This is a genomic window from Curtobacterium luteum, assembly GCF_001475545.1.
GTDB lineage: Bacteria > Actinomycetota > Actinomycetes > Actinomycetales > Microbacteriaceae > Curtobacterium > Curtobacterium luteum_A.
In genome coordinates this window covers 12,581-31,190 of sequence record NZ_LDQC01000082.1, presented here as the reverse complement: position 1 = coordinate 31,190, position 18,610 = coordinate 12,581, and the positions used below count along the sequence as shown (strand labels likewise).

Annotated in this window: 13 protein-coding genes; 4 read left to right on the top strand and 9 right to left on the bottom strand. The window is 71.0% G+C overall.

All coding sequences use genetic code 11. From position 1 onward, the window contains the following. Position 1: 1 nt before the first annotated feature. From NS184_RS13675 to aroA, 3 genes are all read right to left on the bottom strand, one after another. Positions 2–856, bottom strand: coding sequence for an SDR family oxidoreductase (locus NS184_RS13675; RefSeq protein WP_058726662.1), 855 nt, complete (start codon positions 854–856; stop codon positions 2–4). 91 nt (positions 857–947) lie between these two features. Next, a complete protein-coding gene (locus tag NS184_RS13670) occupies positions 948–2,126 on the bottom strand; it encodes an acyl-CoA dehydrogenase family protein (protein ID WP_058726661.1) in 1,179 nt (392 codons plus the stop codon). Continuing rightward, a complete protein-coding gene (aroA, locus tag NS184_RS13665; RefSeq protein ID WP_058726660.1) occupies positions 2,123–5,320 on the bottom strand; it encodes a 3-phosphoshikimate 1-carboxyvinyltransferase in 3,198 nt (1,065 codons plus the stop codon). Before aroA ends, NS184_RS13670 begins: the two co-directional genes overlap by 4 nt. A gap of 125 nt (positions 5,321–5,445) precedes the next feature. On the opposite strand from aroA, the gene NS184_RS13660 reads away from it, so the two are divergent. Next, positions 5,446–6,576, top strand: a complete 1,131-nt coding sequence (locus NS184_RS13660) for a glutamate--cysteine ligase (RefSeq protein WP_058726659.1) — start codon at positions 5,446–5,448, stop codon at positions 6,574–6,576. A 193-nt stretch (positions 6,577–6,769) separates the two neighbouring features. Here NS184_RS13660 and ffh read toward each other — a convergent pair whose 3' ends face one another. Continuing rightward, entirely contained in the window at positions 6,770–8,332 is a 1,563-nt protein-coding gene (ffh, locus tag NS184_RS13655) for a signal recognition particle protein (RefSeq protein WP_058726658.1), read from the bottom strand. Between the two features lie 95 nt (positions 8,333–8,427). On the opposite strand from ffh, the gene lipB reads away from it, so the two are divergent. Both lipB and lipA read left to right on the top strand, forming a co-directional pair. After that, positions 8,428–9,183, top strand: coding sequence for a lipoyl(octanoyl) transferase LipB (gene lipB, locus NS184_RS13650; protein ID WP_083513706.1), 756 nt, complete (start codon positions 8,428–8,430; stop codon positions 9,181–9,183). Then, positions 9,180–10,163 carry a lipoyl synthase gene (gene lipA / locus NS184_RS13645; RefSeq protein WP_058726657.1) on the top strand — a complete coding sequence of 328 codons (984 nt, stop codon included), beginning with the start codon at positions 9,180–9,182 and terminating at the stop codon, positions 10,161–10,163. The genes lipB and lipA overlap by 4 nt, the downstream gene beginning before the upstream one ends. Positions 10,164–10,341: 178 nt before the next feature. On the opposite strand, the gene NS184_RS18395 is transcribed toward lipA, so the two are convergent. Further along, positions 10,342–10,500: a DUF4175 domain-containing protein gene (locus tag NS184_RS18395; RefSeq protein WP_141399257.1), complete on the bottom strand. Its 159-nt coding sequence runs from the start codon at positions 10,498–10,500 to the stop codon at positions 10,342–10,344. A 130-nt stretch (positions 10,501–10,630) separates the two neighbouring features. Beyond that, positions 10,631–11,500, bottom strand: a complete 870-nt coding sequence (ftsY, locus tag NS184_RS13640) for a signal recognition particle-docking protein FtsY (RefSeq protein WP_058726656.1) — start codon at positions 11,498–11,500, stop codon at positions 10,631–10,633. Between the two features lie 214 nt (positions 11,501–11,714). On the opposite strand from ftsY, the gene NS184_RS13635 reads away from it, so the two are divergent. Further along, positions 11,715–12,740 (top strand): TerC family protein, encoded by a 1,026-nt coding sequence (locus tag NS184_RS13635; RefSeq protein ID WP_058726655.1) that lies wholly within the window; start codon positions 11,715–11,717, stop codon positions 12,738–12,740. A 217-nt stretch (positions 12,741–12,957) separates the two neighbouring features. Here NS184_RS13635 and NS184_RS13630 read toward each other — a convergent pair whose 3' ends face one another. The 3 genes from NS184_RS13630 to rnc form a co-directional block, all read right to left on the bottom strand. Then, positions 12,958–16,719 carry an AAA family ATPase gene (locus NS184_RS13630; protein ID WP_058726654.1) on the bottom strand — a complete coding sequence of 1,254 codons (3,762 nt, stop codon included), beginning with the start codon at positions 16,717–16,719 and terminating at the stop codon, positions 12,958–12,960. A gap of 69 nt (positions 16,720–16,788) precedes the next feature. Then, positions 16,789–17,760 (bottom strand): bifunctional DNA-formamidopyrimidine glycosylase/DNA-(apurinic or apyrimidinic site) lyase, encoded by a 972-nt coding sequence (mutM, locus tag NS184_RS13625; RefSeq protein ID WP_058726653.1) that lies wholly within the window; start codon positions 17,758–17,760, stop codon positions 16,789–16,791. Positions 17,761–17,763: 3 nt separating this feature from the next. Continuing rightward, entirely contained in the window at positions 17,764–18,603 is an 840-nt protein-coding gene (gene rnc / locus NS184_RS13620) for a ribonuclease III (RefSeq protein WP_083513705.1), read from the bottom strand. Positions 18,604–18,610: the final 7 nt, after the last annotated feature.

Genomic DNA, 18,610 nt, shown 5'->3' with positions numbered 1-18,610 from the left:
CCTACTCTGCCGTGCCGGCGGCCGGGTCCGCAGCACCCGCCGCCGGCAGGACGGCATCCCGGAGCGGCGACGTCGTGTCGGCCCAGTAGGGCGGGGCGATCACGGTCAGCCCTCCGTCGACCGACAACGTCTGCCCCGTGATGTACGACGCCCTGTCGGACAGCAGGAAGTCGACCGCGTCCGCCATGTCGTCCGCGGTGCCCGGCCGCTGCAACGGGAGCTTCTCGATGACGGAGGACATCGGTGCCATGCCCGGAACGGAGTTGTAGAAGTAGTCGAGCGAGTCGGTGTCGATCAGACCGCCGTTGACCGCGTTCACCGTGATCTGCCGCGGCCCGAACTCGACCGCCATGTACTTCGTGTACGCCTCGGTCATCGCCTTCGCGGCGCCGAGGGCCGCGTAGGTCGGGAACGCCCGGAGTGAACCGTAGGAGGTCACGACGACGATGCGCCCACCCCGGTCCATGAGCTCGGCGGCCCGCTGCGCACCGAGCACGAACGAGCGGGCGTTGGTCGCGTAGCTGCGGTCGAGGTGGTGCAGCTTCAGGTCGGCGACGGGCTTGAACGCGCTCGCCGCGGCGTTCGCGACGAACATGTCGAGCCGGCCGTAGGTGTCGCGGACGAGGTCGAACAGCGCGTCGATCGACTCCGGCTGCTCGATGTCGACCTGCGCGGTGATGCCGTCGCCGCCGGCCGCGCGGACGTCGGCCAGTGACTGCTCGGCGAGGTCGGCGTTGCCCTTGTACGTCACCACGACGGTGACGCCGCGCTGGCCGAGCTTCTGCGCGAGGAGGCGGCCGATGCCACGGGAGGCACCCGTGATGAGGGCGATGGGAGCGGTCGTGCTGTCGGTCACTGCGGTCCTTGTCGTTGCGTTGCGGACGTGGGGTCGGACTGGAGGCCCGTGGCGGGGCCGCCACAGGCCTCCAGTCCGCTGGTGGGTCGCGTCAGAACCCGGCCTGGCCGGTGACGACGGCGCGGCCGACGACCAGCTTCTGGATCTCGTTGGTGCCCTCCTCGAAGCGCTGCGCGCGCGCGTCGCGGTAGACGCGCTCGATCGCGTTGCGCTTCCAGTAGCCCTGGCCGCCGTGCACCTGCAGTGCCTTGTCCGTGACCCGGGCGAGCATGTCGACCGCGACCATCTTCGAGGCGCTGGAGAGCGTGCCGGCGTCGGGGCGGCCCTCCTCGTAGGCGCGGGCTGCCTCGAGCACGAGGGCGCGGGCGGCGGCGATGTCGGCGTAGTTCTCGGCCAGGTAGAACTGGATCGCCTGTCGGCTCGAGAGCTTCTTGCCGAAGGTCTCACGCTCGTTCGCGTACGCGACCGCGAGTTCGTTCGCACGCTCGGCGAGGCCGACGGCGCTCATCGCGACGGAGACACGGCTCGGCAGGAGGAACCCGCCGAGCGCGACCTCGAGGCCCTGCCCTTCCTCGCCGAGGCGTGCAGAGGCCGGGACCGGGGTCTCGGTGAAGCGGAGGATCGCGTGGTCGGTGCCACGGATGCCCATGGTGTCCGAGTCGTCGATCACCTCGGCGCCCGGCAGGCCCGAGTTCGGCATGAGGAACGCGACCGTGCCGTCCTGCCCGGTGCTGCCCTCGAGACGCGCGGCGATGAGCCAGTGGTCGCACCGCACCCCGAAGGTGATGAGGTGCTTCTCGCCGTTCATCACGTACGTGTCGCCCTCGCGGCGGACGGTCGTGCGGATGTCCGCGCCCGTCCCGGCGGTGGCCTCGGTGAGCGTGAAGGCGACGAGCTTCTCGCCCGCCACGCTCGGCTTGACGACCTCCTCGATCTGCTCCGGGGTCGCGTACGGCGCCATCGCCCGCCAGGTGCCGTTGATGACGTGCACGAGCATGCGGATCGAGGCGTGCGAGCGCGAGATGATCTCCATCACCTCGAGGTACCTCGAGAACGGGATCCCTGCGCCACCGAGCTCCGGCGGCGCGGCGAGGCTGAGCCAGCCGCGGTCCTTGAGCTCCTGGAACAGCTCGGGGGCGACCCGGCCGGTGCGCTCGATCTCCTCCGCCCACTCCTCGCCGCGACCGCGGACCCACTCGGTCACCTCGGCCTTGAGCTGCTCGAAGGCCGCTGCGTCGAAGGCCTCGGTCGTCTGCTCGACGATCGTCATCGTGTCTCGTTCTCCTTCGTGGTGGTGGGGGCGTCCGCGACGAGTTCCGCAGCTCGGTCGCGCAGCACGTTCTTCTGCACCTTGCCGACAGCGTTGCGGGGCAGCTCGTCGATGTACTCGAGCCGCTCCGGCCAGTAGTACTTGCTCACACCCGCGTTGTCGAGGTACCGCTGCATCCCCCGGTGGTCGAGCCGCTCCCCAGCCGCCGGCACCACGAAGGCACAGGCACGCTCGCCGAGGCGCTCGTCGGGCATCGCCACGATGGCGACGTCGGTGACGAGCGGGTGCTGGTAGAGCAGGTTCTCGATCTCCACGACCGGGATCTTCTCGCCACCGCGGTTGATGACGTCCTTGACGCGCCCCGTGATGGAGAGGAAGCCCTTCTCGTCCACGGTCGCGAGGTCGCCCGTGCGGTACCAGCCGTCCTCGGTGAAGACGTCGTCGGTGAGGTCCGGGCGGTCGAGGTAACCGTCGAACATCGTCGGCGAGTGCAGCTCGAAGTTGCCCTCGGTGCCGGCGGGGAGCTCGTGTCCCTCGTCGTCGACGATGCGGATCCGGATCCCCGGCAGCGCCCGGCCGTCGTGCCCGTACGCGTCGGCCGGGTCGTCGGACGGACTGGACAGTGCCCCGAGGCAGGTCTCGCTCGTGCCGAACGCCCCGAGGATCGCGCTCCCGAGCACCGTGCTCGCCCGCTGCGCCAGGGCCCGCGGTACCGCGGCGCCCGTCGGGACGAAGACGCGCAGGCTCTCCGGCGCGGGTGCCCCGTCCTCGACGAGGTCGACCAGGTCGGTCAGGAACGGTGTCGCGCACTGCACGAACGACGCCTTCGCGACGCCGAACGCCTGCTCGAGCGCGACGCGGCCGTCCCACACCGGCTGGATCACCTGCGGCGCGCCGAGCCGGAAGGCGAGCAGCATGCCGTACAGGAACCCGGTCTGGTGCGCGAGCGGCGACGGGATGTAGATCCGGTCGTCGGCGGTGAGCCCGGACTGCGCGACGTGCATCGCGGTCGCGAGGCCGAGCGTCCGGTGAGGGTGCTGGACGCCCTTCGGCTCGCCCGTGGTGCCGGAGGTGAAGAGGAGCTGGCAGACGTCGTCGGGCCCTGGCGCGTTCGCACGGATCTGGTCGACGTCCACCGGCACCGAGCCGAGCGCGGTGTCGAACCAACGCCAGTTCCAGGCGCTCGCCGCGACCCGCTCGGCCGCGTCGGCGGGCAGCGGCGGCTGGTCGTTCGGGACGTCGCCCTGGCCTCGTGCCTCGGCACGGAGCACGACCACGTGCTCGAGCGACAGCCGACGCCGCTGTGCCCGCGCTTCGTCGACCACGTCGAGGAGCTCGAGGGCCGGGCGGCGCTTGCGGAACACGTTCGGCAGGAACACCACGCGGGCCTTCGAGCGGGCGAGGGTCATGGTCGTCTCACGGGGACCGAAGACCGGCATGATCGGGGTCGCGACGGCACCGATCTGGATCGCACCGAGCGTGATGGACACGAACTCGCGCCAGTTCGGCAGCTGCATCGCGACGGACTCGCCCCGCCGGACACCGAGTTCGAGCAGGAGCGCCGAGACCCGATCGGCCTCGTCCTGCAGTTGCTTCCAGGTGGTCTCGACGGGGACCGCGCCGCCGACCTCGACGACCGCGAGGCCGTTCGGGTCCTGTTCGGACAGCGCTCGGACCTTCTCGCTGAGGACGAGCGGTCCGGCGTCCAGCTCCGGGAGCTCGGAGGACGTCGCGGCCTCCGCGTCCGACGGCGTCTGCGCAGCGGCCGACGTCGCGGTGTCCTCGCCGAGGTCGGTCGGCTCGGAGACGGCGGCGCCCATCCGGTCGTCCTGGTCGGCGCGGGCCGGCAGCGCGTCGCCGACCTCCATGTCGAGACCGACGCCGTTCATCGCCTCGAGGAAGGTCGGGTACGAGATGCGGTAGGCGCGCGGGTACGTCAGGGAGCTCGAGCCCTCAGCCTTCGACGCGGCGACGGCGAGGGACATGAGCACGCGGTGGTCGTTGAACGAGGACATCGGCGAGCCGTGCAGCTCGCCGGGCCGGACGCCGGTCACGCGGAGCTCGTCGGCTCCCTGCTCCGCACGCCCTCCCAGGCGGTTGAGCTGGAGCATCGCGGCGACCCGGTCGGACTCCTTCAAGCGGATGTGCGCCACGTTCCAGAGCCGGGTCGTGCCCTCGGCGAAGGTCGCCATCGTCGACAGGACCGGCAGGAGGTCCGGGATCGGCCGGCAGTCGATGTCGAGCGCGCGGAGCGGCGACCCGTCGTGCTGGATCCGGACGAACCCGGTCGCCTCGTCGATCGCCATCGGGACGCCCATGGCGGTGGCGAGGTCGAGGAACTCGCTCTCCGGGTGGTCGGTCTCCGCCGTGGTGGTCGCCCGCATGCCGCGGAGCAGCAGGTCCGACTCACGGATGCCCGCGGCGGCGATCCCGAACGCCGCGGAACCGATGTCCGGCGGGATGACGTAGTCGTGCGGGGTCGCGTGCTGTCCCGCCGGGATCCGGTACTCGAGCCAGTCGTCGGAGACCTCGACGGTCAGTCCGAACTCCCGCATCATGCGGACGGTCAGCTCGACGTACGGCTGCTCGTTGAGCCGTCCACCGGTGACGTGGATGCGGGTCTCCTGTTCGGCGAAGGGCGCGACGAGGAGCAGCCCGGAGATCCACTGTGACAGCGTGCCGGCGATCGCGACGTCACCGCCGCGGGGTCGCCTCGGCTGGACCGTGACCGGCGGGCAGTCGTTGATCGCCTCGAGGTCGATGCCCATCTGCGTGAGGGAGGTCAGCAGCGCCCCGATCGGTCGGCGCTGGAAGTACTTCATGCCGACGAGCGTCATCGGGCGGTCCGCCAGCGAGGCGAGTCCGGTCATGAAGTAGAGCGTCGTACCGGAGGACCCCATGTTGAGGATCCCGTCCGCGCCGCGGGACCCGTGGTCGACGACGTCCGTCGCCGCGTAGCGCCCCCCGAGGCCGGTGACGTGGTAGTCGTCCCCTCGGCGCTTGACGTCGACGCCGAGGGCCCGGAGCGTTCCGACGGTCCATTCGACCTGCCGGGTGGAACTGATGCCGGAGACGATGCTCGTCCCCTTCGCGAGTGATGCCAGCACCAGCGCTCGGTGCGCGTGGTACTTGGAGACCGGGACGTCGATCTCCCCGACGAGTGGTGCGGACGAACCGCGCACGACCAACTGCATGCGGACCTCTTCCCTGTGAGCGATTCCACGGTAGTACCGTGATGGAACAACTTGGTGGAGCGAGGTGCACGACCGGCGACGGCGTTCCTTGTGCATGTCCGACAACCGACCGGCAGGATGGCCGCATGGACATCCGCTTCACAGAGTCCCACCCGTCGACCATCGGTGTCGAGTGGGAACTCCCGCTGGTCGACCGGGACACCGGCGACCTCACCCCACGCGCTCCGGCGGTGATCAGGGCGGTGCAGGAGCGGCTCGGTGACCCGGACAAGGTCACCGAGGAGCTCCTCACGAACACCGTCGAGGTGGTCACGGGCGTGCACACGACCGTCGAGGAAGCCACGTCGGAACTCTCCGGGATCATCGGCGAGGTGATCGACGCCGCCGAGCCGCTCGACGCCCAGGTCATGTGCTCCGGCACGCATCCGTTCGCGCAGTGGGACCAGCAGGAGATCACGGCGGACAGCGAGCACTACAACACGCTCATCGACCGCACGCGCTGGTGGGGCCGGCAGATGCTCATCTGGGGTGTGCACGTGCACGTCGGCATCGACGACCGCGACAAGGCCGTGCCGATCATGAACGCGATGCTCGCGTACGTCCCGCACCTGCAGGCGTTCACCGCGTCGAGCCCGTTCTGGGGCGGCACGGACACGGGCTACGCCTCGAACCGAGCGCTCATGTTCCAGCAGCTCCCGACCGGCGGGCTGCCGCCGGGCATCGGCGACTGGAGCGGCTTCGAGACGGTCGTCGACGACCTCACCAAGACCGGCGTGATCGACGGGTTCAAGGACCTCCGCTGGGACATCCGCCCCTCACCGGGCTGGGGCACGCTCGAGAACCGGGTGTCCGACGGCATCTCGACCCTGCACGAGGTCGGCGCGGTCACCGCGTTCGTCCAGTGCCTCGTCACCGCGCTGTCCGACCGACTCGACCGCGGCGAGGTCCTGCCGTCCATGCAGCAGTGGTTCATCCGTGAGAACAAGTGGCGCGCGGCCCGCTACGGCATGGAGGCGGAGATCATCACCAACGCCGCCGGCGACGAACGACTCGTCACCGATGAGGTGCACGACCTCGTCCAGCGACTCGACCCGATCGCGGAACGGCTCGGCTGCCAGGCGGAGCTGCACCACCTCGACACGATGATCGAGCAGGGGGCGTCGTACCAGCGGCAGCTCACGGTGGCGCAGGAGAACGGCGGGGACCTCCGCACGGTCGTCCGCCACCTGGTCACCGAGCTGCGCGACTCGCTCTAGCCGTCCGCCCCGGGCGGTTTCGGGCGTACCAGGTCGTTCCGGGCGTACCAGATCGAACCGTTCGGCCAGGTACGCCCGATCCCGCCTTCCATCGCGGCCGTCATGGGAAGGAACTTGCGCAACGCGACCCTGCAGACAGACTGGAGGCCCGTGGCGAAGTCGCCACGGGCCTCCAGTCTGTCTGCTGGTCGCGTCAGCGACCGAGGAACTTCTGCAGCGACTGCATCTCTTCCTCGGTGGGCGCCTTCGGGTTCTTCGCGTTGGCACCGCCGAACCCGAAGCCGGACCCCTGCGGCGCCTGCTGCTGCTGCTGCGCCGCCGCACCCGAGGCGAGCGCCGCGCGCTTCGCGGGGTTGCCGACCTTCTTCTTCTTCGCGCCGCCCTGCTGCTGCTTCTTCTTGCCGCCGTGCATGCCCGGGATCGGGCCCATGCCCGGCATCTGCGGGACGCCACCGCGAGCGACGGTCTTCATCATCTTCGCCGCCTGCTCGAAGCGGTTGACGAGCGCGTTGACCTCGGTCACCGTCGTGCCCGAACCCTTCGCGATGCGGAGACGACGCGAGCCGTTGAGGAGCTTCGGGAGCTGACGCTCCTGCTTCGTCATCGACTGGATGATCGCCTCGGTCCGGACGATCTCGCCCTCGTCGAAGTTGTCGAGCGCCTCGCGCATGCCCTTCGCGCCGGGGAGCATGCCGAGCATGCCCTTGATCGATCCGGCCTTGCGGAGCTGCTGCATCTGGCCGAGGAAGTCGTCGAGCGTGAACGAGTCGCTCGCGATCTTCTCGGCGACGGCGCGCGCCTCTTCTTCGTCGAACGCCTGCTGGGCCTGCTCGATGAGGGAGAGGATGTCGCCGAGGTCGAGGATGCGGCTCGCCATGCGGTCCGGGTGGAACGGCTCGAAGTCGTCGAGCCCTTCACCCGTCGACGCGAACATGATCGGTCGGCCGGTGATGCTCGCGACCGACAGGGCCGCACCACCGCGGGCGTCACCGTCGAGCTTGGACAGGACGACGCCGGTGAAGTCGACGCCCTCCTGGAAGGCGCGGGCCGTGGCCACGGCGTCCTGACCGATCATCGCGTCGATGACGAACAGGACCTCGTCGGGGTCGACGGCCTTGCGGATGTTCGCGGCCTGCTTCATCAGCTCGGCGTCCACACCGAGACGTCCGGCCGTGTCGACGATGACCGTGTCGTACTGCTGGTCGACCGCGGCCTTGATCGCGTTCTTCGCGACCTTCACGGGGTCGCCGACACCGTTGCCGGGCTCGGGAGCGAAGACGTGCACGCCCGCCTGCTCGCCCACGACCTGGAGCTGCTGCACGGCGTTCGGACGCTGCAGGTCGGCCGCGACGAGCATGGGCGTGTGGCCGTCCTTCTTGAGCCACTTGCCCAGCTTGCCCGCGAGCGTCGTCTTGCCGGCACCCTGGAGGCCGGCGAGCATGATCACCGTCGGCGGACGCTTCGCGAACTCGAGGCGACGCTGCTGCCCGCCGAGGATGCCGACCAGTTCCTCGTTGACGATCTGGACGACCTGCTGCGCCGGGTTGAGCGCCTTGTTCACCTCGTCCGAGAGTGCACGCTCGCGGACGGAGGCGGTGAAGGACTTGACGACCTCGAGCGCGACGTCGGCGTCGAGGAGCGCCCGCCGGATCTCGCGGACGGTGCCGTCGACGTCGGACGGGGACAGGCGACCCTTGCTCCGCAGGTTGCGGAAGGTCTCTGTCAGCCGGTCGGAGAGTGAACCGAATTGCGCCATGATCCGTCGATTCTACAAGGCGACCACCGACCGTCCCGACCGGACCGGAGCGCGGTTGTTGTACGCCGTCCAGAAACCGGCGTACGCTGACGCCCATGCCGGAACTCGAGATCGTCCGGGTGCCGGGGCTGCTCGACTACACCCAGGGCCTCGCACTGCAACGACGGTTGCGCGCCGACGTCGTCACCGGCCGCTCCCCGGGCGCACTCGTCCTCTGTGAGCACCCGTCCGTGTACACCGCGGGGCGTCGGACCGAACCGAGCGACCTGCCGACCGACGGCTCCCCCGTGGTCGAGGTCGACCGCGGTGGTCGCATCACCTGGCACGGACCCGGGCAGCTCGTCGCCTACCCGATCGTCCGGTTGGCGCAGCCGCTCGACGTCGTGGCGTGGGTCCGTGACCTCGAACAGGTGCTCATCGACGCGGCCGCCGCCGTGGGTGTCACGGCCGAACGGGTCGACGGCCGCAGCGGAGCCTGGGTCCCCCGCGCCGACGGCTCGAACCACGACAAGGTGGGAGCGATCGGTCTGCACGTCGCCGAGGGGGTCACGAGCCACGGCATCGCGATCAACTGCGACAACGGCCTCGGCGCCTACGCAGCGATCGTGCCGTGCGGCATCGCCGACGCCGGGGTCACGACCCTGAGCCGCGCGGCCGGACGTGCCGTCACCGTGGACGCAGTCGCCGATCGCGTCGCACCACTCGTGCAGGCGGCTCTCGACGGGATGCACGCAGGCCGACGGATCGCAACAGCCGGCCACCCCGCCGACCCGGACCGGCCCGCGAGGGGCGAGCCGCGCCTCCCGTCCGTCCCCGACCGCACCACCCACCCGCAGGAGGTCCCCGCATGACCATCGCCCCGGAAGGCCGGCGCATGCTGCGCGTCGAAGCGCGCAACGCCGAGACGCCCATCGAGACGAAGCCCGCGTGGATCAAGACCCGCGCGACGCAGGGGCCGGAGTTCCGCGACCTGTCCGCGCTGGTCCGGGACAAGCAGCTGCACACCGTCTGCCAGGAGGCCGGCTGCCCGAACATCTTCGAGTGCTGGGAGGACCGCGAGGCGACGTTCCTCATCGGCGGCTCGCAGTGCACCCGGCGCTGCGACTTCTGCCAGATCGACACCGGCAAGCCGAGCCCGCTCGACCGCGGGGAGCCCCGGCGCGTGGCGGACTCGGTCGTGTCGATGGGCCTCAAGTACGCGACCGTGACCGGGGTCGCGCGGGACGACCTCGACGACGGCGGGGCCTGGCTCTACGCCGAGACGATCCGGCAGATCCACGAGCACTCCCCCGGCACCGGCGTCGAGATCCTCGTGCCGGACTTCAACGGCCGCCCGGACCAGCTCGGCCAGGTGTTCGATGCGCGGCCCGAGGTCTTCGCGCACAACGTCGAGACCGTCCCGCGGATCTTCAAGCGGATCCGTCCGGCGTTCCGCTTCGAGCGCTCGCTCGACGTCATCACGCAGGGTCGGGATGCGGGGCTCGTGACGAAGTCCAACCTCATCCTCGGCATGGGCGAGGAGCGGCACGAGGTCATCGACGCACTCGAGCAGCTGTACGAGGCCGGCACGGACATCATCACGCTGACGCAGTACCTCCGGCCGTCGCCGCGGCACCTGCCGGTCGCGCGCTGGGTGAAGCCGGAGGAGTTCGTCGACCTCCGCGAGATCGCCGAGGACATCGGGTTCTCGGGCGTGCTCGCCGGGCCGCTCGTGCGGTCGTCCTACCGGGCGGGCCGGCTCTGGGCGCGGGCGACGGTGGCGCGCGGCGGCTCGGTCCCGGAGCACCTCTCACACCTGCTGGAGGCGCCGGCCGGCCGGCAGGCCGTCTGAGGCGCGCCGACGCACGGGGCCAGGTCGAGTGCCGAGACTCGGCCCTGCGGACAGTTTCGCGACGGGCCGACCACGAAGCTGTCCGCCCAGCCGAGTCTCGGGTCCGCACCACACGACGGACGGGAGGCGCGGTGCCAGCTGGCACCGCGCCTCCCGTCCGTCAGTGGGTCGCGTCGCGTCAGGCGCGACCGCGGATGCTCCGGAGCAGCCACCCGATGATGGCGAGGATCACGATCACGAGCCCCACCCAGAGCAGGAACTTGAGGGCACCGACGAAGATGCCGCTGAAGAGCAGGACGAGGCCGACGATGATCGCGATGATCAGCAGTGCGGGCATGGGGGTCTCCAATCCCTGGAACGAGACCGAGCGGATGCCCGGGCCGACCGAGACGCTACTCGTCGCGGGGTGACCGCGTTCCCGGACAGGTGTCGAGCAACCCCCGGAGATGCTCGGGCGCGGAGCCGTCTCAGCCGACGAGGTTCTGCACGAACACGTGCGGGGTGAAGCCCGTGAGGTCGTTGATGCCCTCGCCCTGCCCGATGAGCTTGATCGGGATGCCGGTCTTCTCCTGCACGCTCAGCACGAACCCGGCCTTCGCGGACCCGTCGAGCTTCGTGATGACGAGTCCGGTGACGCCCGCGCCCTCGATGAACGCCTGCGCCTGCGCGAGCCCGTTCTGCCCCGTGGTGGCGTCGAGCACGAGGAGCACCTCGGCGATCTCGGTCTGCTTCTCCACCACGCGCTTGATCTTCGACAGCTCGTCCATCAACCCGGCCTTGGTGTGCAGCCGACCCGCGGTGTCGATGACGACGATCTCCGTACCCTCGCGCATCGCCTTCTCGACCGTCTGGTAGGCCACCGACGCCGGGTCCTGTCCGGGTTGCGCGGGTCGCACCACGTCGACGCCGGCGCGCTCGGCCCACGTCGCGACCTGCTCGACCGCTGCCGCGCGGAACGTGTCCGCGGCACCGACGACGACGGTGCGGTCGTACGTCTTGAGGAACTTCGCGAACTTGCCGATCGTGGTGGTCTTGCCGACGCCGTTCACGCCGACGACGAGCACGACGGCCGGCCGGTTGCTGAGCTTCAGCGTGGTGTCGAGCTTGGACAGCCGTTCCTCGAGGACCTCGCGGAGCATGCGCTGCAGGTCGGCGGGGTCCGTCGTGCCGTACCGGTCGACGCGCTCGTGGAGGTCCTCGATGATCGCCTCGGAGATGTCCGGCCCGAAGTCGGCGCCGATGAGCGCCGTCTCGAGGTCGTCCCAGGTGGTCTCGTCGATCGTCTTGCGCTGGAACAGCCCGCGCAGCCGGGAGGACAGTGACCAGGAACTCGCCATGTTCCCAGCTTAGGGCGCGGCGGGTGTGCGCCGTGCCCGGTATCCTCGACTCCTGAAGGGGAGTATTCCTCCTCGGTGACCTCGTCAGTACGGCCCGGATCGATCCGGACCCGGGGCGCCGGCCCACGGACCGTCACACGGACCGTCGGGCGGAAGAGACCTTCAGGCCTCGGCGTACCCGATCCCGGTTGCGCCCTCGACCTGAAGGAAACCCGTGGACGTCCCACTCTTCGTCTGGCTCCTCACCATCGCAGGCATCCTCGCGCTGCTGGTGTTCGACTTCTACTCGCACGTGCGCACGCCGCACGTCCCGCACATCAAGGAATCGGCGTTCTGGTCCGCGTTCTACGTCGGGCTCGCCATCCTGTTCGGCGTCGGCATCCTCGTCTTCGGCGGTGGTCAGGCCGGTGGCGAGTACTTCGCCGGCTGGCTGACCGAGAAGGCACTGTCGGTCGACAACCTGTTCGTCTTCCTCATCATCATGACGAGCTTCGCGGTGCCGAAGGAGTACCAGCAGAAGGTCCTGCTGGTGGGCGTCGCGATCGCCCTCGTCGCCCGTGGTGTGTTCATCGCCCTCGGTGTGACGATCATCGAGAACTTCTCGTGGGTGTTCTACCTGTTCGGCGCGCTGCTGTTCTGGCTCGCGTGGTCGCAGGCGAAGGGCGGCGGTCACGACGACTCCGAGGGTGACTCGAAGCTCATCCGGACGCTGCGCAAGGTGATCCCGACGACCGACGACTACCACGGCGACAAGCTCACCGCGAAGATCGACGGCAAGCGCCTCTTCACCCCGATGCTCCTCGTCATGGTCGCGATCGGCCTGACCGACGTGCTGTTCGCCCTCGACTCGATCCCGGCGATCTTCGGTCTGACGCAGGACGCGTTCATCGTGTTCACCGCGAACGCGTTCTCGCTCCTCGGCCTCCGCCAGCTCTACTTCCTGATCGCGGGACTGCTCGAGCGCCTCATCTACCTCGGCCAGGGCCTCGCGGTCATCCTCGCCTTCATCGGTGTGAAGCTCGTGTTCCACGCGATGCACGTCAACGAGCTGCCGTTCATCAACGGCGGTGAGCACATCGAGTGGGCGCCCGAGATCCCGATCTGGTTCTCGCTGAGCTTCATCGCGCTGACGATCGCAGTGGCGACGGTCGCCTCGCTGGTGGTCTCGAAGAAGCGGCAGGAGCGCGGGCTGACCCCGACCGGCCAGCCGAAGGAGGCCGTGGAGGCCGACGCGAAGTAGTCGCCACCACGTGCGGACGGGAGGCGCGGGGCCAGCTGGCACCGCGCCTCCCGTCCGTCCGTCTGGCGCGGGGCCGGGTGCCGGTGCGCGCTGGCGCGGGGCCGAGACTCGGCTAGGCGGACGGTTTCGCGGTCGTGAAGCCACGAAACTGTCCGCGGAGCCGAGTCTCGGCCCGGCACCCGGCCGCGGCCTGCGGCACCCGGCCGCGGCCCGGCCGCTACGCGACCGCGCCGGCCGGCTCCGCCGACCGGGACTGCACCCGCTGCCCGACCACGGCGGACACGCCGTCCTGCCGCATCGACACCCCGTACAGCGCGTCCGCGATCTCCATCGTCCGCTTCTGGTGCGTGATCACGATGAGCTGCGACGACTCGCGCAACCGCTCGAACACGGTCAGGAGCCGCCCGAGGTTCGCGTCGTCGAGCGCCGCCTCGACCTCGTCCATGATGTAGAAGGGCGACGGACGCGCGGTGAAGATCGCGACCAGGAGCGCCACCGCTGCCAGGGACCGCTCGCCGCCCGACAGCAGGGTCAGGCGGTCGATCTTCTTCCCCGCGGGCTTCACCTGCACGTCGATGCCGGTCGCGAGCAGGTCGTCCGGGTTCGTCAGCGTGATCGACCCGGAGCCACCCGGGAAGAGGATCGGGAAGATGACGTCGAAGGCCTCGCGGGTGTCGTGGAACGCGGCCTCGAAGATGGTCTGCATCTTCCGGTCGAGCTCCTCGATGATCGTCATGAGGTCCGTACGGGTCTTCTGCAGGTCCTCGAGCTGCTCGGCGAGGAACGCGTGCCGCTGCTCGAGCGCCTGGAACTCCTCGAGCGCGAGCGGGTTCACCTTCCCGAGCTGACCGAGATCGCGCTCGGCCGCCTTGAGCCGGCGCTCCTGCTCGGCCCGGACGTACGGGACCGTCTCGACCGCGTCCGGGTCGACGTCGTCCGTGGCGTCGAACTCGGGCAGTGCCGGACCACCGGGGAGGGTGGACTCGGCGTCGACCAGGACCTCGTCCGGGTCGACCTCGTCGGTCGCGGGCAGGTCGACGTCCTCGGCCGCGGTCGCGCCGGCGTCGTCCGTGGCGGTCGCGCCCTCCGCCGCTGCCGCTGCCCGCGCGCGCTCGGCCTCCCGGTGCTTCCGAGCGAGCACCCGCGGATCCACGAGCACGTCCACGGGGACCGGCACGTGTGGACCGTACTCGGCCACGAGGACCGCCTCGACCAGTCCGAGCTCGCTCTGCGCCCGGTCGAGGATGCCCGACACGTGCAGCTTCTTCTCGTAGATCTCCATCTCGAGCGAGTGCACGCCGTCGGTCAGCGTCTGCAGGCGGTCGCGGAGCTCGCGCTCCTCATCGCGGATCGTCTGCAGCTCGGTGTTGCGCTTGGACCGCTCGGACTCCTCGTTCGCCAGGCGCACGCGGGCCTCGGCGAGCGACCGGTCGACCGCTCCGAGCAACCCCGGCAGGTCGGCGAGGACCCCCTCGGCGACGGCGATCTGCCCCCGGCGGACGACCGCACGACGCGCGGCTTCCTCAGCCGCGGCCCGCTCGGCCCGGAGCTGCCGCTCGAGCCCGGCGGCGCGGCCCCGCTCGGCGCGCACCCGCTCGCGCACGGTCTCGACCTGGATGCGCTGCTCGATCTCGGCCGCGCGGGCAGCCTCGAGGGCCTCCTGCAGCGCCGGACGCCCGGACGCGTCGACCGTCGGGCGGGGCTGGTCGGTGAACGCCGCGAGGGCCCCCTCGGCCTCGGCGAGGACGGCTTCGGCGGACTCGACCGCGCCGCCCGTCTCGGCCAGGGACGCTCGGAGCCGCTCGACCTCGGCCGCCGCGTTCTCGGCGCGCGCCCGTGCGGACGCGCTGCTGCGGTCGTACTCCGCGGTCGCCTTCGCGTGCGCGCGCGACGCCTGGTCGGCCTCCTCCGCGCGGCGTCTCGCCTCGTCGACGGCGGCACGAGCGGCCTGGAGGCGCGTGGCGGCGTCCTCGACGTCGCCCGCGACCGCCTCCCGCCGCGTCACGGCGTCGTCGCGCTCCGCGACGAGCTCGATGCGACTGGTCATCCGCTCGCCGCCGCCCGTGACGCGGACAGCCCGGACGACGTCACCGGACCGTGTGACGACCGTGGCCTGCGGGGCGGCGGTGAGCACGGCCTCCAGGTCGACGTCCTCGTCCACGGCGATCAGCGTGGCCCGCAGGATCGCGGCGATCGCCGGGGGGCCCTGCACCAGGTCGACGGCGCGACGGACCCCGGCGGGGAGCCGATCGGGCAGCGCTCCGGCGGAGGCGGCCGGGTCCGGGTCGGCGACCACGACGTCGACACGACCGATGTCCGCGGTCCGGGCGTGCGCGACCGCGTCGAGCGCGACCGCCCGGTCCGCCGCGAGCACGGCGTCGGCGAGCCCGTCGAGCGCGACCGCGACCGCGCCCTCGTAGCCGGGCTCGACCGTGAGGCTGTCCGCCAGCCGGCCGGCGATCCCAGCACGGCCGGCCTCGATGAGGGCCTGCGACCCGTCCCGTACGTCGATGGACATCGCCAGGGCCGTGACCCGGGCATCGAGCGCGTCCCGCTCGCGTTCGAGGGCGTGGAGTCGGTCGCGGAGCTCGTCGCGGGTCGTCTGCGCTGCCTGCTGCTGCTCGCGGGTGGACGCGACCGCCTCGGTGAGCACCGCCTCGTCGACGCCCTCGGACGGGTCGGTCCCGATGTCGGCGAGGGCCGCTGCTGCTCGGTCGGCGCGGTCGGTCGCCTCGGCGAGTGCGCGCTCCCGGCGCTCCCGGTCGGCCACGGCGGAGCCCCGCTTCGACCGGGCGACGTCGACCGCGGACGCCAGCCGCTGGGCCTCGAGGTCGTGCTGCGACACCAGGGCGGCCTGCGCGGCGATCTGCTCGTCGAGTGCGTCGAGCGCCGCCCGCGCTTCCTGCACCCGGGCCGCGGCGCTGCCGGAGTCGGCGGCCATCTCCTCGGCGCGCGCCTCGAGCCGGTCGGCTTCGTCCCGCACGGACTGCACCCGCTCGGGCGTCACCGTCGGACCCTGCTGCGGCGCGTCGGCCTGCTGTGCGAGGAACATCAGACGCTGGTTCGCGAGGCTCGACAGGCCGCGGAGTCGCTCCTGCACGCTCTCGAGCCGGTGCACGACCGTCCGGGCGCGGTCGACGTCGTCGCCGACCATGCTCTGCTCGACCTGCTGCTGCCGAGCACGCGTCCGCTCGAGCCGTTCCTGCAGCAGGATGCGCTCGGACTTCCGGCCGGTCTCGACCTCGAGGTGCTCGTGGAGCTCCCGCCGGAGCCGGACCACGTCGTCGGCGAGGATGCGCGCCTTGGCGTCCCGGGCGACGGCCGCGACCGACTGGGCCTTGCGGGCGACCTCGGCCTGCCGACCGAGCGGCTTCAGCTGGCGGCGGATCTCCCCCGCGAGGTCGGACAGCCGCGTGAGGTTGGTCTGCATCGCCTCGAGCTTGCGGAGCGTCTTCTCCTTGCGGCGGCGGTGCTTGAGGATGCCGGCGGCCTCCTCGATGAAGCCGCGGCGGTCCTCCGGAGTGGCGTGCAGCACCTTGTCGAGCTGGCCCTGGCCGACGATCACGTGCATCTCGCGGCCGAGTCCGGTGTCGCTGAGGAGTTCCTGCACGTCGAGCAGGCGGCAGTTCTCGCCGTTGATGGCGTACTCGCTGCCGCCGTTCCGGAAGAGCGTGCGGGAGATCGTCACCTCGGAGTACTCGATCGGCAGCAGACCGTCGGTGTTGTCGATCGTCAGGAGCACCTGCGCCCGGCCGAGCGGGCCACGGGTCGAGGTGCCGGCGAAGATGACGTCCTCCATCTTGCCGCCGCGGAGGGTCTTCGCCCCCTGCTCCCCCATCACCCAGGCGAGGGCGTCGACCACGTTCGACTTGCCGGAGCCGTTCGGCCCGACGATGCAGGTGACCCCGGGCTCGAACGCGAACGTCGTCGGCTGCGCGAAGGACTTGAACCCCTTGATGGTCAGGCTCTTCAAGTACATGCGGTCTCCGGGCGGTCTGCTGCGCTGCTGCTGGCGGGCTGTGCTGCTGGCTGTGCTGCTGCGGGCAGGCTAACGCCTGCGGGCGCGGGGGCGCGGTTGGCACACGGGGCAGATGTGGCTCGACCGGTTCATGAAGGCCTCGCGGACGATCGTCGTCCCGCAGCGTGGGCACGGCTTCCCCTGCTGCCCGTAGACGTTCAGGCGTTGGGAGAAGTACCCGGACTGGCCGTTCACGTTGACGTACTGCGCGTCGAAGCTCGTGCCGCCGTCCTCGAGTGCCCGCCCGAGGACGCTCCGGACCTCGCTCAGGAGCGTCCGCAGGTCCGCGCGGGTCAGGCGCTCCGCGGGTCGGTCGTAGTGCAGCTCCGCGGCCCACAGGGACTCGTCGGCGTAGATGTTGCCGATGCCGCTCACCACACCCTGGTCGAGGAGCACCCGCTTGATGCCGCTCGCGCGCTTCCGTGCCGCGGCGACGAACCGGTCGTCGTCGAAGGCCGGGTCGAGCGGGTCGCGCGCGATGTGCGACACCTGGTGCGGGATGCTCCGACGCCACGGCGCGTCCGGGTCTGCCTCGTCGACCTGCCCGGCGAAGCCGGCGGGAGCGCCGTCGACCGTCGGCACCATCGGGTCGAGCGCCATCGACCCGAACGTGCGCTGATCGACGAACTCGAGCTGGACGGGCGTCTCGGGCGCCCCGTCGCGGTCCGAGCCCGCGGGCTGGACGTCGATGAGGATGCGCCGGTGCTTCGCGGCAGGACGGTCCCTTCCGAGGAGCACCTGGCCGGACATACCGAGGTGCGTCACGAGCGCCTCCGGACGATCGCTGTCGTGCTCGGGACGCAGCGGGAACCAGAGGAACTTGCCGCGCCGGACGGCTGCCGCGATGGTCCGGCCGGTCAGACGGTCCGCGAAGTCCTCCGCGGGGCCGTCGTGCCGGGTGAGCGCGCGGTCGTCGACGACGTCCACGTGGAGCACGCGGGCGCCGCTGACGGCGGGTTCGAGACCGGCGCGGACGACCTCGACCTCGGGGAGCTCGGGCACCGGTCACGCGGTCCGGGCGGCGCTGTCGGCGCCGTCGGCCGTCGCGTTGGCTTCGCTGTCAGCGGTGGCGCTGACGTTCGCCGTCGCCCTGCTGGTGCTGTCAGCCTCGACGCGCGGCGAGCCGTCGCGGCCGGAGAGCTTCGTCCAGGCCTGGAGCGCTGCGGCCATCTCGGCGGCCTTCTTGCTCGATCCGGCGCCGGAGGAGACGTCCTCACCCTGCAGCACCACGGTCGCGTGGAAGGTCTTGTCGTGGTCAGGGCCCTCTTCCGTGACCCGGTACGCGGGGTTGCCGAGCGCCAGCGTCGCGGCGAGCTCCTGCAGGCTCGTCTTCGGGTCCATGGCCGCGCCGAAGCGGTCCGGGTCGACCATGAGCGGCTCGACGAGGCGGAGCACGAGCTCGGTCGCCGGGTCGGGGCCGGCGGAGAGGTACGTCGCACCGATCACGGCCTCGACGGTGTCGGCGAGGATCGACGACTTGTCACGGCCGCCGGTCTGCTCCTCGCCCTTGCCGAGGCGGAGGTACTGGCCGAGCCCGATCATGCGGGCGATCTCGGCGAGGGCGACCGTCGAGACGAGGGTCGCACGGCGCTTGGCCAGTTCACCCTCGTCGAGGTCGGGGAACGACCGGAAGAGCTTCACGGTCACTGCCTGGCCGAGGATCGAGTCCCCGAGGAACTCGAGTCGCTCGTTGTGCCCGATGCCACCGTGCTCGTACGCGTACGAGCGGTGGGTCAGTGCGAGCTGGAGCAGTTCGAGGTCGATGTCGACCGCGAGCTGCTCACGCAGACGAACGACGTCCGGCCCCACGGGGCGGGACCCCGTGGCGCCGGACGTCGTGGTCATGCGTTCG

Bases quoted from the DNA above. Each gene is read 5' to 3' on its own strand.
- NS184_RS13670 (WP_058726661.1), bottom strand. From the start codon at position 2,126: ATGACGATCGTCGAGCAGACGACCGAGGCCTTCGACGCAGCGGCCTTC.
- aroA (WP_058726660.1), bottom strand. From the start codon at position 5,320: ATGCAGTTGGTCGTGCGCGGTTCGTCCGCACCACTCGTCGGGGAGATC.
- NS184_RS13660 (WP_058726659.1), top strand. From the start codon at position 5,446: ATGGACATCCGCTTCACAGAGTCCCACCCGTCGACCATCGGTGTCGAG.
- ffh (WP_058726658.1), bottom strand. From the start codon at position 8,332: ATGGCGCAATTCGGTTCACTCTCCGACCGGCTGACAGAGACCTTCCGC.
- lipB (WP_083513706.1), top strand. From the start codon at position 8,428: ATGCCGGAACTCGAGATCGTCCGGGTGCCGGGGCTGCTCGACTACACC.
- lipA (WP_058726657.1), top strand. From the start codon at position 9,180: ATGACCATCGCCCCGGAAGGCCGGCGCATGCTGCGCGTCGAAGCGCGC.
- NS184_RS18395 (WP_141399257.1), bottom strand. From the start codon at position 10,500: ATGCCCGCACTGCTGATCATCGCGATCATCGTCGGCCTCGTCCTGCTC.
- ftsY (WP_058726656.1), bottom strand. From the start codon at position 11,500: ATGGCGAGTTCCTGGTCACTGTCCTCCCGGCTGCGCGGGCTGTTCCAG.
- NS184_RS13630 (WP_058726654.1), bottom strand. From the start codon at position 16,719: ATGTACTTGAAGAGCCTGACCATCAAGGGGTTCAAGTCCTTCGCGCAG.
- rnc (WP_083513705.1), bottom strand. From the start codon at position 18,603: ATGACCACGACGTCCGGCGCCACGGGGTCCCGCCCCGTGGGGCCGGAC.